We start from the raw sequence: 16,392 nt of genomic DNA, 5'->3' as shown, positions 1-16,392 counted from the left end.
CTCTTTTTGGGGTCTTTAGTCCTCTTTTCCGTTAAAATGCTTGATGCAAGGCCATTGGACTGGGGTGGATCTATCAATGCTGTCAACTTGCAAAGCGACCTGACAACGCCCCTGGACTCAACTTATGTCTTTTACCTAGGCTCATTTGGACCTTTTGACCCTACTTCAGAAAATGTTGATGAGTGGGCTGAACACTGGACCACGGTCGACGCCGTCAGCTACAATCCATCCTATGGAGTTTTCAACGCTCGCCACGATGTTACCAGTAGCGACCCAACCGGTGAACAAGGGTATATATGGGGAGTACGACGTACTCGCCAAAACATGGAATGGATTCTCATTTCCGACCCTAATTGGACTTGGCCTGCAGATGGAGCGCTAGAGCAAAAAGTAAACTGGATGGTTAGCTCCGCGACCGAAACGATTGTTGGGTACATTAATGGCAGTGGCTACCAGATGGTTACCTCCCCCGTGAACGACAACACCCCCATCCCGGTTATCAGCTACGATCTTTGGGTCAAACGATTCTTCCCCGATGGCGACGTTAATGCCGATCCCGAGGCCGATCCCAACGGCAACAACTTGGATAACCTGGCTGAATTCGCCCTAGACGCCAATCCCGTCCAATCCAACACAGGCGACCGTTTTTCACCCAGTGTTTATCATTCTCCCAGCGAATCCGGCCTACCGGAAATTGAGCAGGGCAACTATCTCGGCGTCATCGTCCAGCCTTCCCTCGATGCTGATGTCCAAGTCCTCGGCTGGCTCTCACCCGACATCACCTTTTCAGAAAATGTCTCCGCTGCCGTCATTGAAACACTTTCCGATGGCTCTCTTTTAATCCGCGACCCCGTCGCCTTTGGGCCGACAAACGCCCGCAAATTCATCCGCATCGAATTCCGCGAGCCCAGCTAATTTCTAGGGAGACGACACCGCTCCTAGTTGTCGTTGAATGACATCGAAAGTCTGCCGCCAAGCAGGGAGATTGCTCATCCCCGGCGCACCTCGCAGTGCAGCGTCTGCCTCCCCCCATTGACCAATCTTGCTATAAGCAAGGGCTAGATTAAACCAAGCCCGTTCAAATCCGGGTTCCAGAGCCGTCACGTCACGCAGCAGCGCAATGGCTTCAGGATAATTCTGCTGTTCCGCCCGAAGCAAAGCGAACAAGTAGATCGATTGGACATTCTGGGGCTCGAGTTGAAGTGCCCTGAGCAAAGCTTCTTCCGCAGCATTTGTATCACCAATTCGACTGTAAAATACCGCGCCCTGCTGCTGCGCTGGCGCTGACAGTGCATCAAGCGCTACCGCCCGATCGACTAATATCCGCACCGCCTCTTCACTTCTCTGAAGATTGATTAGGTAATTCGCCAAAACAAAAGCATGCTGCGGGCGATCGCTGTTATATTGCTGGTATTCAAACCATTCCGCTATCATTTGCTCGGGTAGTTGCGTGCGATTGATCAATGCGTCAGCCACCGCAAGCCTCACAGCGCGTGAGTCATCCTTGTGGAGAGGAAATATATCGGCTGGTGACTCCGCCAGAGACCGAACTGCGCGACTGCGCACGAGCGGGCTGTTAGCCGAAAGCTGTTCCCGCAAGTATCTATAAACGGCAGGGTCCTCGCCCCAAGGTGCCAGTAATCCCGCGTAAACCGCATGCCAAGCGGGAATGTCTTCCATCGTCGCAAGCTCCATGAGAGCCGACGGTGCCGTTGATTCTCCAGCATAAGCCGCGGCGACAGCCCGAGCCCTCGCTCGTTGAGGCTTCGAGGCCAACTGTTCGCCATACCATTTTTCCGCCCATTCGACTGCCCACTCCGTCGATTCGGTATTATGGCAGCTATTGCAGGCGTTGGGGATGCCGAGTTCCTGCGTCATCAGTGGATCGGGCGAAGTAAAGCCGTGATCTCGGCGCGGATCGCGCTGCATGTAGGTCGTATGTGGCATATGGCACTCCACACAACGATTACCAGTACTGCCCGCCGGATGATGGCTATGCGCCTCAGCCTTGATAATGGGGGCATTGTCTAAGCCTACCTCGTGGCAACGCATGCAGAGCAGGTTGTTCTCCACTGGCAAAATAGTCTGGAGCGAATGCGGGTTATGGCAATCTAAGCAGCTCACCCCCGCATGACCCATGCGACTCATCATAAAGGATCCGTAGACAAAATCTTCGTCGAGCACCTGCCCATCCGGATAATAGAGATTAGGCTGATCGGGCAAACTCAGCTCATAATGGTCATGATAGCGTTCGCCTGGCCGAAAACGGTCATTGGTCAGTTGTCCACGACGAGAATGGCAACTAGCGCAATTATCCATAACAGCTGCTTTGCTCAATTTTAAGGACTCCGGGACGGTATAACCCGATTTGCCTGCATCGCGCATGTGTGCCTCCAGACCTGTGTGACACTGAGCACAAGCAATGCCCTGCTGAAGCCAGGTCGAGGCATATTTTCCGGTTTGCCAATCATAGTTTTTCTTAAATTCCGTCATGTGACAAGCTGCACAGTTGGCGTTCCAGTTCATCCCCTGCCCGGTCCAGTGCCCCCATTCACCCGGTAAACGATCTTCTCCAGTAAACACGTCAAACCATTCGTTTTTCGCTGGGTCGTAGGCCGAGCTAGTCGTTTGCCATTGGCCGTTGGCGAACGGCGCAAGGTATTGCCGAAGCGGGTCAACCGCGATCACGCCAGCGAGGATGTGATTGCTCTGGCTCCCGTCAGCCTCGTCCACTGAGATCGAAAATTCGCCATTCTGTTCACTTAGTCTCGTTGTCACCCCTGCATCGGTAAATGTCCACGCTGGATTAAACGCCGTGTGATCTAGCGTAAGATCGACGGGACGATTGGCCAATGCATGGTGAGTGCCTTCCCAATCATGGACGGCATCCAGATGGCACGCCGCACAGGCCTGCGGGCCAATCATCGCCAAGCGCTCTGGAAAATGCGTCTCCGGCATCAAATGTGAAGAGGCACCGCCACGATCATTCAGCGCAGGCTTTGCGGGCACCTTGCGATTCGGAGAAGGCTTACACGATCCCAAAAACAGCGCCACAATCAGGGACACCGCAATTAAGGAAAACAATCGCCACGGATGCATCATCGCCAAGCATTGCCGCTCAGTGCTCAGCGTCAATGTTTCTGCAAACCTCGTTTATATGCGAACCGACGACGCAGCTTACTCGCCCAGTGAGGTTTTCAATGCATCAAGTTCTTCCCAGCGCTCGTATTTTTTTAAGAGCTTGGCATCGAGGTCATCTAAGTGGTTTTGGGCTTTGATTAACTTCTCTGTATCCTGATATGTCGCGGGATCGCCAAGTAGCTCAGCGACTTCGGCCTGCTCCGTTTCAAGTTTCTCAATCTCAGCGGGGAGAGCTTCCCATTCCCAGCGCTCACGATTGAGGAGCTTGCGTGGTTTTGCAGTTTTGCCCTTCGTCGGTGTGGAGGGGGGGGAGGCAGGGGCTGCGGGCGCAGCGGCAATCTGTTTTTTACGCGTGGCCAGATAATCAGTATACCCGCCGACGATCTGCTGCACGCTGCCACTGCCATCCAACACGAAAAGCTCCGTGACCACGTTGTCCAGAAATGCACGGTCATGGCTGACGAGCAACAGCGTGCCGCTATATTCGAGCAAACGCTCTTCAAGCAGTTCCAAAGTTTCCAGGTCGAGGTCGTTCGTCGGCTCGTCCATAACGAGTAAATTGAACGGCTTGGTAAAGAGTCGTGCCAGCAACAAGCGATTACGCTCACCGCCGGAGAGTACCTTTACCTGACTGCGCGCACGGTCGGGGGAGAACAGAAAGTCGCCGAGGTAGCCCATCACATGACGCCGGGCACCATTGATCGAAACTTCATCGCGACCGCCAGCAATTGCGTCCACCACCCGCATTTCGGGGTCCAACGCCTCACGAAGCTGGTCAAAATACGCAACTTCCAGATTCGAGCCGAGCTTCACCGAGCCACTCTTTGGTGTCAGCTTGCCTAAAAGCAAACGCACCAACGTGGACTTGCCCGCGCCGTTACTGCCCACAATGCCCACCTTGTCACCGCGTCGGATAAGCGTGGAAAAATCTTCGATAATCGGTTCATCGCCATAGCGGAACGACACGTTTTCAGTCGAAATCACTTTCAGGCCGGACCGCTCCGCTTCTTCCAAGGCAAGGTTCACAGAGCCTTGGCGATCACGACGACCACGGTGCTCATCGCGCAATTTAAAAAGTGCACGAACGCGACCTTCGTTGCGCGTGCGGCGTGCCTCAACACCCCGACGAATCCAGACTTCTTCCTTGGCGAGCTTCTTGTCAAACTCAGCCCGTTGCCGTGCCTCCGCTTTTAGCCAGGCCTCTTTACGCTCCAAATAGGTGTGGTAATCGCAGTCCCAACTGATCAGCACCCCGCGCTCAAGGTCGAGAATTCGCGTGGCGACATTTTGTAAAAATGCACGGTCGTGCGTGATAAAGAGCAAGGCACCCCGAAAGCGCGGGAGAAAGGTTTCCATCCAAGCAATGGCCTCGACATCCAAGTGATTCGTCGGCTCATCGAGTAGCAGCACACCCGGCTCCGTTGCCAGGCAGCGCCCCAACAGCACGCGACGCTTCATCCCCGCCGAGAGCGAATCGAAGTCCACTTCGCCATCAAGCTGCATGTCACCCAGCAGACGATCAACACGCGCCTCACACTCCCATTGTTCAAGTTTATCGGTGTCCAATGCACTGTCCATTACCTCGCGTACGGTGCCCGTCAGCTCAATGGTGGCCTCCTGCTCAAGCATCGCGACATGTGTTCCGGCGGGAACGTAAACCTCGCCTTTATCTGGCTCGATCGCACCCGCAAGTACTTTTAATAAAGACGACTTGCCCGCGCCATTACGGCCAACGAGACATACACGTTCACCGGGGCGCACCTCAAACGAAGCGCCGTCGAACAGCGATGGACCGCCAAAGGCCAAGGAAAGATTTCGGACGTGTAGCATAAAAAAAGACGTATGGTGGTTGAAGAAAGGGCGGCTTGGCAAGACTTGCCGTTCACACGCTCGGATAAGGCGGGTTATCTAGCACTGTCGCGTTTGATCGGTATTACAACGACAACGCAAACTGGACCAAATAAGCGGATTAATAGTCACCACTTGCAATGGCTACCTTGCCACGGACAACCTCGCCTTTGCCAATTCCTAGCCCCCAACTCATTCAATTTCCGATCACGACAAATCAACCATATGATTAAATCCAGTTCCAATTGTACGTTTAGAGATAATGAAATCCCCCCTTCTGCCGCACAAGTTTAGGAAACTACGGAATTGACCCCAGCGACGCGTTGATGAGCATCATAAAAGCTATGTCCCAAGAAGAACCCGAGGAAATCCAAGCTCTCCGACAAGCGCTCTCATTTTCACCCGAGAATGTGACGCTGCGTCAGCATTTGGGGTCGCGTCTGCTGAAACTCGGGCGCTTCGCCGCCGCAGAGGTGGAATTCCGCGAGGCGCTCAAATGGGAATCAAATAACAGCGAACTCAATGTGTTGCTCGCAGAGGCCTATTTCCAGCAGCGTAAGCACTCGGAATCTCTCGTAGTGCTCGAGTCCCTTGAACGGGCGGGCAAGCTCCCCCCCCCCGGCCGTCTTTTATTTGCCCGCGTGCTCTCCCAGACCACCGAACTCATGCAGGCAGCCAAGGTTTACCGTGATCTGCTCGACGACCATCCCGACTTCCGTGACGAGGCCCTCGACGAAGAACTCGCGCCATTTCTGATGGATGACCCCGACGACGAAGACGAGCCCATGCGCTTGCCCGCAGGCGAAATCCCCGGTGCTGGCTATTTAGAGACGGAAGCGCCCGACATGACCTTTAAGGACGTCGGCGGAATGGACGATGTGAAAGAGCAAATCCGGATGAAAGTCATTCACCCAATGGCCAACGCCGAGCTTTTCAAAGCCTACGGCAAAAGTGTTGGCGGCGGCATCCTGCTCTACGGCCCACCCGGCTGCGGTAAAACCCTCCTTGCCAGAGCGACCGCTGGTGAAGTCAAGGCGAGCTTCATGGCCGTCGGCCTCCACGACGTGCTCGATATGTGGATTGGCCAGAGCGAAAAGAACCTCCACGAGGTATTTTCTCAGGCGCGTATGCATGCCCCCAGTGTGCTGTTTTTTGACGAAGTCGACGCACTCGGTGCCAGCCGTTCTGATCTCAAGCAGAGCGCTGGCCGCAACACGATCAACCAGTTCCTCTCGGAGCTGGACGGCATTGACTCTGACAACAACGGGCTACTCATCCTAGCCGCCACCAATGCACCGTGGCACTTGGACTCCGCATTCCGCCGCCCCGGCCGCTTCGACCGCATCATCTTCGTCCCCCCCCCCGACCTGCCCGCCCGTGCCGCAATCCTCGAGGTCATGGTGCGGAACAAACCGGCAGATCGCATCGACTTCGAAGCCGTAGCCAAGAAAACGGATGGCTTTTCCGGTGCCGATCTCAAGGGCCTAATTGATGACGCAATCGAAGCCAAACTCGAAGAGGCTATGAAAAAGGGCGACCTCGTCCCCCTCACCACCAAGGATCTACTCAAGGCCGCTAAACGCATTAAGCCAAGCACGCGTGAGTGGTTCTCCACGGCAAAAAACTACGCACTCTACGCCAATCAGAGTGGTCTCTATGACGACATCCTCGAACATCTGAAGATGAAACGTTAATGTCGGATTCACTTAACCGCGCTTGGGCACTGCTAAATATCCGCCGCTTCAAAGAAGCCCAACAAGCGGCGCAAGAGGCACTGGCAACCAACCCGGACTCCGTCGGCGCACATCTGATCATTGCCCAAGCGGCCCTGAATCAAGACCAGCCTCGCGAAGCATTGGAGGCCGTTAATCGCGCTATTAGCCTAGAGCCCAACTCACCCTTATGTTACATCGCTCGGGCCCGTATTTACCTGACCCTGAACAAGCACAAGCTCGCGCGAACAGACTGTGAACAGGCGCTGGAGTTGGACCCGCACGATGCCGATATTTTTGGCGTCCTTGCCTGGACTTACGCCGCCGAGGGACGCTGGCGGGAAACGCTAGAACAGGCAGAGCATGGCCTCGCCCTTGATCCCGATGAAAGCAATTGCATCAACGCTCGCACACGCGCACTGATGTTTCTTAAGCAAAACGAGCGTGCCTTTCAGAGCATTGACTCCGCCTTAGCCCGCGACCCCGAAGACGCCTATACTCACGCAAACGCCGGTTGGGCAAAATTGCAGGCTGGGCAACGAGAAGCCGCACTGGATCACTTCACCGAAGCACTCCGCCGTGAGCCCCATTTTGAATACGCCCGCCAAGGCCTCATCAGCGCCATGAAGGCGAAAAGCCCGATTTACGGGGCGCTGCTTTCTTATTCATTTTTCATGACGAGTCTGCCTCAAGGCAAGCGAATCGCGATCATCCTCGGCGGCTTCATTGGCTATCAGATCATCGTCCGGTCACTGGAAGCCAGCGGCCACTTCCTGCTAGCTGGCATTGTGATGGCGATATGGGTTGCCCTTGTATTACTGACTTGGGCTGGCGACGCAATTTTCAATCTTCTTCTCCTGCTCAATAAACGAGGCCGGATGATCCTTTCGACCCAACAGAAATGGATTTCCACTGGAGTCGGTGCTGTGCTCACGATTGGTTTTACTGGACTGGGGCTATCCTTCAGTTCACCGGACCTTAGCCCACTCTTTATGACCGCTATCGGCTTCCTGCTACTTTGCCTACCCCTAGCCTATGCTGGGCAGCTTCGCGGCCGCAACTTTAAGCTAACATTGGGCTTGGCAGCTGGTTGCACAGTGGCGCTCGTTGCATCAGCCATTTTATTCTTCACTGGCGCAGAGCCCGAAAAAACAGGAAACCTCCGCGACTTGGCAATATATGCATTGGTGATCTTTAGCTGGGTCGGGCCGTCGGCGCTAAAACGATAGTCAGAACGATTCCGATAAAGCTGCGCAAAATGTGACCATTCGTTCGATGTCTTCGCGGGATTCATCCTCATACGGCAGGCCAGAACGTAGATGCGTAATAATGCCGTCCTGCAAGGTTAGGAAACTATCCAGCTTCGGCCACTCTGCCGAAAGCTTCGCGCGCCATTGATCATTGAAAACTTTTACCGCCTGCGCTGGGTCGTTACTACGCAGTGAGAATACTTCATCAAATGAAGTATCGCCGGTCTTGCATTCTTTCAAGCGGCCAATCTGCCCCATCTTACCAGTTAAGTTTCGGCGGGCGATTGTCAGGTGAAGTTTGGAATCGGCCATCGTAGTAATACGCACTGCCGTATCTGTTTGGCGGGTATTGTCCAATCCATAGCCCTTGGGGTAAATCGACATTTCGTGACCGAGATAACGGCCGTAAAGTGTGGGATTACGGCGATAAAGCCCGCCCAAGGTCGCCTTGGGAATCGTCAGCTCCAAATCGAATTTCTCTCCCAGTCTGCGGAACTGCTCCACCAGTTTGCTATGCTGACGCAAGTTGAAGCTGATCGCGACGATCGCGACACCCAACAACAGCAAAACCATGACGACAAGCATCATCCAGACACCGGCGGAGACTTGATCTGTTTCCATATCAAATAAAATCTACGACCACCGAGCTGGACATCCAAGCGAATTATGCATTATCGCGCCTCTAGGATCATGCCCTTCAAATAATAGCTCTCCGGCATATTCAACAGCGCCGGATGATCCACAGGTTGCCCCGTGATCTCGATCAATCGGACATCCCGCCTCGCATCACTGGCGGCATGCTGCGCTACCGCCATAAAATCTGCCAAAGTCACATTTTGCGAACAAGAATAAGTCGCCAAAACACCGCCCGGCGCTAGAAGCCGAAGGGCGCGCAGATTCAGCTCTTTATAGCCGCGTAAGGCACCATCAACTGCCCGCTTGTTACGAGCAAAACTCGGCGGATCGAGAATGATTAAATCAAAGGTTTCTTTGCGATTCTCCGTGAACCAATCAAACATATTTGCCTGATGAGCCTCCACTGTAAGGTGGTTTCTACCGGCATTCGTTTTGGTCGCTTTCACACAGTCCTGAGAGATGTCGACTGCCAGCACCGAAGCGGCACCCGCACGCGCGCATTGCAGCCCGAAAGCTCCTTGATTACAAAACGCATCAAGCACTCGGCGACCCTGCGCCATAGCAGCAACTCGCAAATGCTCTGACCGTTGATCCAGGTAGAACCCTGTCTTCTGACCTTCGTAAAGATCCAGGAAATACTCTACACCATCGATCGTAAACCACTGGGCTGGGAATGACTCTCCTGATCGTGAGGACACTTTCATGATAAGCCCCTCATGCTGCCGCGTCGGCGCGTCATTACGATAGATTATTTCCCGTGGAGACAGGCATTCCTCGAGCACACTTTCAATATCTTCTCGACGAGCGTCCATCCCAAGGGTCAGTAATTGAACGACCAGCACATCGTCAAACTGGTCAATCACGAGGCCAGGCAATGCATCTGCCTCCGACCATACCAAGCGACGAAAGGCCCTTGGTTCACGACGAGCAATGGCTGCCGGGATGGCATGAGAAATGAAGGCATGGTCAAACGGCTTGGCTTCGCGACTAAACCGGCGCCACACAATCTGTGACTGCCCATTGTAGAGCCCAGCGCCAAGGCTACGACCACGTGTGTCCTTCAGTTCGACGGCTTGACCGTTTATTTTAGCGGGGAGCAGTTCGCGCACGTCACTAGCGTAAGCCCAAGGGTGTCCTTGCAAAGAGCGTGGCCCAGTGCCCGGTTTTAATTGTAGTGCCGGAAGCATATGATGATAAATTTGTTGATTGTGTGCGGTTCGATCGAACAGCGGAAGCTAACTAGCTACCCCTCCTTGGCCAGCCCAAAGGAAAAATCATTCCACGCGATTCTACAGCGAAGGCCGCTGCTTACCCCAATCATGCTGCTGCTCGTAGGCGTGCGCAATGGCCAACATCTCCGCTTCCTCGAAGGCTTTCCCAATGATCTGCAAGCCAATCGGCAACCCCGTCGAGGTAAAGCCGCAGGGCACACTGACACCCGGTAGGCCCGCTAGATTCACATTGATCGTGAAGATGTCCGAGAGATACATCGAAAGTGGATCGTTGGTCTTCTCACCTGCCTTAAAGGCCGCAGTCGGCGCAGTTGGCGTCAATAACGCATCACACTGCTCAAAGGCGGAATTGAAGTCGTTGCGAATGATCGTGCGTGCCTTTTGCGCTTTCAAATAATAGGCGTCGTAATAGCCACTCGAAAGCACATAGGAGCCCAAAATAATCCGGCGTTTTACCTCTGGGCCAAAACCCTCCGCCCGGCTCTTATAGTAAACGTCGATCGCGTCCGCCGCGTTGGAACTACGGTGCCCGTAGCGGATGCCGTCGTAGCGGGAGAGGTTCGACGAGGCCTCAGCAGGCGCAAGAATGTAATACACCGGCACCGCAAGGTCAGTCGTCGGCAGGCTGACTTCTACGATCTCGTGACCAAGGCCTTCATAGGTCTTAATCGCTGCTTCCACTGCGGCACGGACCTCTGCATCGAGACCTTCGCCAAAGTATTCCTTGGGCACGCCAAGACGCCATTTCTTGTCAGTCTTCAATGCCGCACGGTAATCCGGAACCGCCATTTTGATCGAAGTCGAGTCACGCCGGTCATGGCCAACAATGCCCTGCAATAAAATTGCGGCGTCTTCCACCGTTTGAGCAAACGGCCCGATCTGATCAAGCGACGAGGCAAAGGCAATCAAGCCATAACGCGACACCAAGCCGTAAGTCGGCTTCATTCCCACCACTCCACACAATGCCGCCGGTTGGCGAATCGAGCCGCCTGTATCACTACCCAAGGTCAATGGCGCTTCACATGCAGCAATTGCGGCAGCGCTACCACCAGAGCTGCCACCCGGAATCCGCTCTAGGTCCCATGGATTGCAGGTGCGTTGGAAACCGCTATTTTCGGTCGACGAACCCATCGCAAACTCGTCCAGGTTCAACCGTCCGAATAACACCGCTCCCTGACGTTTGAGCAGCTCAGTAACGTGCGAATCGTAGGGCGAGACAAAGTCCTTCAGCATCTTGCTGGACGCCGTAAGCGGCTGATCTTTAACCGCGATGACATCTTTCAACGCGACCGGTATGCCATCAAGCGGCCCCATTGCTCGTTCTTCACGACGGCGGGTATCTGAGGCATCCGCCTGTCGAAGCGCATCGTCGTGGTCATAAGAATTGAAGGCCCGGACATTTCCATCTACCTGCTCAATACGCGACAAATAGGCAGCCATGATTTCCTTGGCGCTCGTTTGTCCACTGGCCAGTAGGGTACTCAATTCGGCGGCGGTTGATTCGTAAAGTTCGGGCATTGTTAGAAAAACTAATGAAACGTGTTTTGAATAGAAAATCGAAGAGCAGCAAAAGCTTACTCAACGACCTTTGGCACAACGACTTGGTTATCACGGGCTTTAGGCGCGTTGCGTAACGCTTCCTCCACCGTAAAACCTGGCTGCTCCTCGTCTTCGTCGAGTACATTGCTCAAGGGAAAGGAGTGTGCGGTCGGTTCTACGCCGTCCAGATCAAGCGCATTGAGCTTATCCATGTGCTCCAGCACTTGGCCAAGCTGCGCCGAATAGGTGCGCTTTTCTTCGTCGGAAAGATCCAAGCGCGCGAGGCGCGCGACTTTGTCGATGTCAATTTCGGTATGGGCCATGATGAATGCTTAATAAGAAAGTTGGCGAGGCGATGCTGTCGAGGGTGTATTTTAACGAACCGATGCCTTGATCCGGAGCGCACCGGCTAACTATTGCATAAAAAATCCCCGGCAATATAGCCGGGGACTCGAGAAATGTGACTGACTGTGACCTACTGTTTCAGCAAATTAAGGTCGCCGATAGAGACACTTACGTGCTGCTTCAGGTCAAGGAGGACGGAGGTGGTTTCGGGGTCAGCCTTGGAGTTCAACGCTTCATCGACTTCATCACGTAGCCCCTCTTCGCCGCGGATGCATTCATTGATGACGGCGCTTACATCGTCGCTCGTAAATGCCTCCTTCAGCTTAAGAATGCCTCGGTGGATCGCGCCACTAAGTGAGCCACCATCCTCGCGGTCTTCACCGATGCATAGCAGACGCTCCGATAAACGCTCGGAAAAGACGCGTCGTTCATTAGCCCGGACCTTGAAGTTGGCGGCCAGTCGAGCATTGGTATCTTGGATTGAATCTGCTGCCTCTTCGAAGCCTTTCACTGAATCATTACAGTATTCATTGATGCTTGAGAGATTGTTCGCTAGTTTGGATTTTAAGTTACTCATGGTATTATTGTGGTTGGATGGTTATTTTGCGGCGGCAGCGTGTAGGCCCTGCGAGAATATCCCGCCACCAGCCATTTTTTCGAGGTCATTGCTTGCGGCCTTTTCCTGCTTCAGACTTTCCTTCAGCAATTCGACGTCAGCCTTATAGTCGAGCGACGTCGCGATGGAGATTGCGGTTGTGTAAGCGGCTATTTCGTAGTGCTCAATTCGGCTCGCATTGGCGACGAGATGTGCATCAATGATTTCGCTTTTGCCGTGGGTGTCCAAAGCTTCTTTACCTTCACGCACCAAGCCTTTCATCGCTTGGCAAGTATGGCCATCAGGATTGGCACCGGAGTGGTTGGCAAACACTTGTTTGAGCCGGTCAACTTGTCCCTTGGTCTCATCCAAGTGATTACCCAAAGCTTGCTTGAGCCCCGTGCTGCGCGCTTTCCACGATAGTTGATGTAGAAAATCCACCAACTGGGTTTCGGCACTGTAGATGTCTTGAAGTTGCTCGATGTATAGTTCTCTGAGGTTCATGTGGGTTCTTGGTTTAGGTTTATATTCCGTGTAAACAGAATATATTACGCAACCTAGGTGCCAATCCGCCCATCGATCACACAAGTCATTGATATTCAGTGAGCAAAAATTCCAGCCGAATTTCTGAGTCTCTCAATAAGTTGCAAAATGCCATCGACTTTCGTCCATAATATGGCAATATGCACGTATTTACAAAGGGGGCATTAGCCCCCTGTTTCGATAGAGAGATGAAGCACTGACCAAATAAGTAGCCCGACCAAAAAACGGCTACTAAATCGAACCCAAAACAAGCGCGTTAACTACGCACCTGATAGCCAACTGCGGTCATTGCCTTCTGAACTGCGTCGAAGGCTGAGTTCACTTCCTTGTCCTTGAGCGTGCGCTCAGGGCTGCGGTAGCGAATGCTGAAGGCTAGGCTCTTTTTGCCTTCGGGAAGTCCCTCACCGGCGTAAACATCGAACACATCGACCGAGTCGACGTCAAAGGCACCAGCGGTTGATTCCTTCGCGGCCTTCGCAAGCGTGGAGCGCACGCTTTCGGCAGCCAGCCCAGAGTCGACCACCAATGCGATATCTTTTTCGCTGCCGGGGAAATCACTGAACCCCGCAAATCGAGTCGCCTTGTCGTTCTTGGGCAAACGATCAGCGCGGAAGAGGATTTCGCCCCCCAACCAGAGACCATCGACTTCCATTTCTTTAAGCATCGCCATCGAGAGAAGGCCTGCACGAACCATGACTGCGCCGGTGAACCAGCAACCCGCCCCCCCGGACTGACCTTCCTGCCAAGCTGGGTGATTCGTGGTATCCCAGTCCTGCGGTGCGAAGCCGCCTAGGCCAAGCAGGTTTTCCGCCATCGCCTTAGCCGAATAAAAATCCGGAGCACCGCGTTCGCGCCATTGACGGCCTGCCGCATCCGCGCGCCAGACAAAAGCCAGCGAAGCTATTTCGAAGATATCGCCTTCGCCGTAGCGGAATACCCGACCGGTCTCAAAGAGCTGCGTCGGTGCGTTGCCACGGCTCTGGTTAAGCTGCACCGCACGCACAAGCCCAGGAATCAACGAGGCACGCAAGTGCCCCATCTCGGATGTGAGCGGATTGGCCAGTTTCAGATTTGCATACTGGTCTTCGTATTCGAAAGCCGTCAGTTGATCGCCATCAACCAAGGTGTAGTGCGAGCACTCCGCAAAGCCATTTGCCGAAAGGAGGTTCGCAGCAGCGCGATTATATTTTGCCAACGGAGCGTCGTCACGAGTCAAGCCCGTAGCCTTAACGGCAGAAGTTGGAATTCTCGCAGTGCCGTAAAGACGGATAAACTCTTCGACAAGGTCGATTGGGCGGTCAACTTCTGGACGGAAACTCGGTACCGTGACTTGCCATGCACCATCAGCTTGAACAGAAGTATCATTTTCCAACGCAAAGCCAAGGCTCACAAATGCAGATGAGATTTCGCTGTCCTTGACGTCGAATCCGCAAACTTTGCGCACATAGTCGCCAGTGATCAAGATCGTGCGGTCACCGCGAGGAGCTTGGCCAACAACAATCGGCGCACCAATAATTTCGCCACCAGCAATTTCGAGTATCAAATCAATGGCGCGCTTGGCGGCATAATCCACACCCGCAGGATCGACGTCACGCGTGAAGCGATGCGAGCTATCGGAAAAGAGATTTAGCCGACGACTACTCCAGCGAACCGAACCCGGCTCGAACCACGCGCTTTCCAGCACGATGTCCGTCGTCGCCCCATCCACTTCTGCATCTAGGCTGCCCATGACGCCAGCGACGACTAGTGGACGCTCAGCATCGGCGATGACCATCATCTTGGCCGAAAGCTTGCGCTGCTTCTCGTCCAGGGTCGTGATCGGCTCGCCATCAGTGGCTTGGCGGACCAGCAGCTTACCGCCGCGAATCTTACCCGCATCAAAGGCATGCAGCGGCTGGCCAGTTTCCATCAGCACATAATTGGTAACATCGACCACGTTGTTGATTGGCCGTTGCCCAATTGCAGTGAGCGCCTTCTTGAGCCACTCCGGGCTTTCGGCAATTTTGACGCCCTTAATGCTCCAAGCAGTGTAGTAAGGGCAGGTAGCACTGGTAACCTCAACGGAATCGATCAGCCCCCTCCCCTGTCCTGCCATTGTTTTCACGACGGGCGTTTTCAATTTCTTACCGAAATATGCGGCCAGCTCACGAGCTACGCCAATGTGGCTCAGGCAGTCGCCGCGGTTGGCGGTCAGCTCGAGTTCGATGACGGTGTCGCTGTCCTTGAAAAGATCGTTCATCGACGTGCCGATCTCTGGCCGGTCGGTCAGGATCATTAGGCCGCTATGGTCATCTCCCATCCCAAGTTCCTTGGCCGAGCACATCATGCCATTGCTTTCAACGCCACGCAGTTTGCTCTTCTTGATCTTGAAATCACCAGGGAGCTTTGCGCCCACCAACGCTACCGGCACACGGTCGCCGACCTTGTAATTCGTCGCTCCACAAACAATCTGCGTAGGCTCTTCCGTCGGAGAATACTTGACCATGCACACGCCTAAACGATCTGCGTCCGGATGCTGCTCGCGACTCAGGACTTCGCCTACGACGAGATTATCAATCGGCGGCAGTCCTTTGGTTTCGACAGCCTCCACTTCTAGGCCGATCATCGGCAGGGCCTCGCAGATTGCATCAACAGAGGCGTCGAGATCGACATAATTATTCAGCCAGTTTAAAGATACTTTCATGGGAAATTTCTATTTAAGCGCGTCTTCGATATATTGGATAACCTGCCGAGACAGCAGCTCGGAGCCTTCGTCCGTATAGTGGACATCAGCCACCTTGCCGCCTTTGTTGCCACGATCTTCAGCCATGACTGCATACAAGTCACTGATGGCAACTCCAGTCTCTTCCATCACCTTGCGGGCAACAGCATTGTAGGCAATTTCGTCTCCCGGAATGCGGCCACTTACCCCCTCTGGGATAGGCGTCGTCATTGCCCAAATTAGTTTGGCACCGGTCTTTTGTAAACGGGCAACGAGCACACGGAGATTCTTTTCGTAATCATCCAACGAGAGCAACTGACGGCCTTCGGAAACGGAAACCATCGTCAAATCCTCGTCGACGAACTTCAGGTCGTGTAACCCCCAGTTGAAGTGGATCACATCCCAGTGAGTATCGCCCAGCCAAGCATCGATATGCTCTAGCGTATAAATAGTCGAGGATGCATTACCCTCGTTCCGGGAAACGTTGGCGCGCCCAAGAAAGGCTTTTTCAACAAACGGCGTGTAACCGATTGAAATGGAATCGCCAATAATCAGGACTTCAGGAAAATGGGACATGGATTTTTGTTTTCGGTGAGGCAGTGTTTTTGAACAGAAGGCAGCGAAGAAAGCAGAGTATGGATCTTATGAATTGGAACCTAGGAGCATGGGGCGATGAATATCGTCAACTAGTTTTATGGAATTAAAATTCATGAGTAAGCCAAGCGGTATATCCAGTATCTTCATATAACTCATGAGTTGTGCTTTATGGATCGCGGTGGACTTCGATCCCTGCGCCAATGGCTTGACGGCTTAAACCGTTCACCTTCTCAAACTTCGGATGCATGGCTTT

Annotated in this window: 14 protein-coding genes; 3 read left to right on the top strand and 11 right to left on the bottom strand. The window is 53.7% G+C overall.

The features are described from left to right. The first annotated feature begins 36 nt into the window (after positions 1-36). On the top strand, positions 37-915 hold the full coding sequence (locus IE065_RS02210) for a hypothetical protein (RefSeq protein ID WP_189511404.1): 879 nt from the start codon (positions 37-39) through the stop codon (positions 913-915). Positions 916-918: 3 nt separating this feature from the next. Here the strand turns inward: IE065_RS02210 and IE065_RS02205 are convergent, their stop codons facing one another. Together IE065_RS02205 and IE065_RS02200 are read right to left on the bottom strand one after the other, a co-directional pair. Next, the gene (locus IE065_RS02205; RefSeq protein ID WP_194499998.1) at positions 919-3,102 is read right to left on the bottom strand and encodes a cytochrome c3 family protein; all 2,184 of its coding nucleotides are present in this window, start codon (positions 3,100-3,102) and stop codon (positions 919-921) included. 75 nt (positions 3,103-3,177) lie between these two features. Continuing rightward, positions 3,178-4,971 (bottom strand): ATP-binding cassette domain-containing protein, encoded by a 1,794-nt coding sequence (locus IE065_RS02200; protein ID WP_189511400.1) that lies wholly within the window; start codon positions 4,969-4,971, stop codon positions 3,178-3,180. 344 nt (positions 4,972-5,315) lie between these two features. Here IE065_RS02200 and IE065_RS02195 point away from each other — a divergent pair, with 344 nt between their 5' ends. Further along, complete coding sequence (locus tag IE065_RS02195) at positions 5,316-6,683, top strand: ATP-binding protein (RefSeq protein WP_200163158.1); 1,368 nt, start codon at positions 5,316-5,318, stop codon at positions 6,681-6,683. Next, positions 6,683-7,930 carry a tetratricopeptide repeat protein gene (locus IE065_RS02190; RefSeq protein ID WP_189511396.1) on the top strand — a complete coding sequence of 416 codons (1,248 nt, stop codon included), beginning with the start codon at positions 6,683-6,685 and terminating at the stop codon, positions 7,928-7,930. Before IE065_RS02195 ends, IE065_RS02190 begins: the two co-directional genes overlap by 1 nt. Here the strand turns inward: IE065_RS02190 and IE065_RS02185 are convergent, their stop codons facing one another. From IE065_RS02185 to IE065_RS18290, 9 genes are all read right to left on the bottom strand, one after another. Next, positions 7,931-8,572: a hypothetical protein gene (locus tag IE065_RS02185; RefSeq protein WP_189511394.1), complete on the bottom strand. Its 642-nt coding sequence runs from the start codon at positions 8,570-8,572 to the stop codon at positions 7,931-7,933. 50 nt (positions 8,573-8,622) lie between these two features. Then, complete coding sequence (locus tag IE065_RS02180; protein WP_189511392.1) at positions 8,623-9,774, bottom strand: class I SAM-dependent rRNA methyltransferase; 1,152 nt, start codon at positions 9,772-9,774, stop codon at positions 8,623-8,625. Between the two features lie 102 nt (positions 9,775-9,876). Then, the gene (gene gatA / locus IE065_RS02175) at positions 9,877-11,337 is read right to left on the bottom strand and encodes an Asp-tRNA(Asn)/Glu-tRNA(Gln) amidotransferase subunit GatA (RefSeq protein WP_189511391.1); all 1,461 of its coding nucleotides are present in this window, start codon (positions 11,335-11,337) and stop codon (positions 9,877-9,879) included. A gap of 56 nt (positions 11,338-11,393) precedes the next feature. Then, a complete protein-coding gene (gene gatC, locus IE065_RS02170; protein WP_189511389.1) occupies positions 11,394-11,681 on the bottom strand; it encodes an Asp-tRNA(Asn)/Glu-tRNA(Gln) amidotransferase subunit GatC in 288 nt (95 codons plus the stop codon). Positions 11,682-11,833: 152 nt separating this feature from the next. Then, positions 11,834-12,280 (bottom strand): ferritin-like domain-containing protein, encoded by a 447-nt coding sequence (locus IE065_RS02165; RefSeq protein WP_189511387.1) that lies wholly within the window; start codon positions 12,278-12,280, stop codon positions 11,834-11,836. A 21-nt stretch (positions 12,281-12,301) separates the two neighbouring features. Beyond that, the gene (locus IE065_RS02160) at positions 12,302-12,802 is read right to left on the bottom strand and encodes a YciE/YciF ferroxidase family protein (RefSeq protein WP_189511385.1); all 501 of its coding nucleotides are present in this window, start codon (positions 12,800-12,802) and stop codon (positions 12,302-12,304) included. A gap of 295 nt (positions 12,803-13,097) precedes the next feature. Continuing rightward, complete coding sequence (gene pheT / locus IE065_RS02155) at positions 13,098-15,524, bottom strand: phenylalanine--tRNA ligase subunit beta (RefSeq protein WP_189511383.1); 2,427 nt, start codon at positions 15,522-15,524, stop codon at positions 13,098-13,100. Positions 15,525-15,533: 9 nt separating this feature from the next. Further along, positions 15,534-16,118, bottom strand: coding sequence for an SGNH/GDSL hydrolase family protein (locus IE065_RS02150; protein ID WP_189511382.1), 585 nt, complete (start codon positions 16,116-16,118; stop codon positions 15,534-15,536). A gap of 66 nt (positions 16,119-16,184) precedes the next feature. Further along, a complete protein-coding gene (locus IE065_RS18290; protein ID WP_378080058.1) occupies positions 16,185-16,340 on the bottom strand; it encodes a GxxExxY protein in 156 nt (51 codons plus the stop codon). Positions 16,341-16,392 lie beyond the last annotated feature (52 nt).

The sequence above is a fragment of the Cerasicoccus arenae genome (assembly GCF_014651635.1).
GTDB classification, from domain to species: domain Bacteria; phylum Verrucomicrobiota; class Verrucomicrobiia; order Opitutales; family Cerasicoccaceae; genus Cerasicoccus; species Cerasicoccus arenae.
This window is presented reverse-complemented; position numbering and strand designations above follow the sequence as displayed.

Bases quoted from the DNA above. Each gene is read 5' to 3' on its own strand.
- IE065_RS02210 (WP_189511404.1), top strand. From the start codon at position 37: ATGCTTGATGCAAGGCCATTGGACTGGGGTGGATCTATCAATGCTGTC.
- IE065_RS02180 (WP_189511392.1), bottom strand. From the start codon at position 9,774: ATGCTTCCGGCACTACAATTAAAACCGGGCACTGGGCCACGCTCTTTG.
- IE065_RS02150 (WP_189511382.1), bottom strand. From the start codon at position 16,118: ATGTCCCATTTTCCTGAAGTCCTGATTATTGGCGATTCCATTTCAATC.
- IE065_RS02205 (WP_194499998.1), bottom strand. From the start codon at position 3,102: ATGATGCATCCGTGGCGATTGTTTTCCTTAATTGCGGTGTCCCTGATT.
- IE065_RS02195 (WP_200163158.1), top strand. From the start codon at position 5,316: ATGAGCATCATAAAAGCTATGTCCCAAGAAGAACCCGAGGAAATCCAA.
- gatA (WP_189511391.1), bottom strand. From the start codon at position 11,337: ATGCCCGAACTTTACGAATCAACCGCCGCCGAATTGAGTACCCTACTG.
- IE065_RS02190 (WP_189511396.1), top strand. From the start codon at position 6,683: ATGTCGGATTCACTTAACCGCGCTTGGGCACTGCTAAATATCCGCCGC.
- IE065_RS02185 (WP_189511394.1), bottom strand. From the start codon at position 8,572: ATGGAAACAGATCAAGTCTCCGCCGGTGTCTGGATGATGCTTGTCGTC.
- IE065_RS02160 (WP_189511385.1), bottom strand. From the start codon at position 12,802: ATGAACCTCAGAGAACTATACATCGAGCAACTTCAAGACATCTACAGT.
- IE065_RS02165 (WP_189511387.1), bottom strand. From the start codon at position 12,280: ATGAGTAACTTAAAATCCAAACTAGCGAACAATCTCTCAAGCATCAAT.
- pheT (WP_189511383.1), bottom strand. From the start codon at position 15,524: ATGAAAGTATCTTTAAACTGGCTGAATAATTATGTCGATCTCGACGCC.
- gatC (WP_189511389.1), bottom strand. From the start codon at position 11,681: ATGGCCCATACCGAAATTGACATCGACAAAGTCGCGCGCCTCGCGCGC.
- IE065_RS02200 (WP_189511400.1), bottom strand. From the start codon at position 4,971: ATGCTACACGTCCGAAATCTTTCCTTGGCCTTTGGCGGTCCATCGCTG.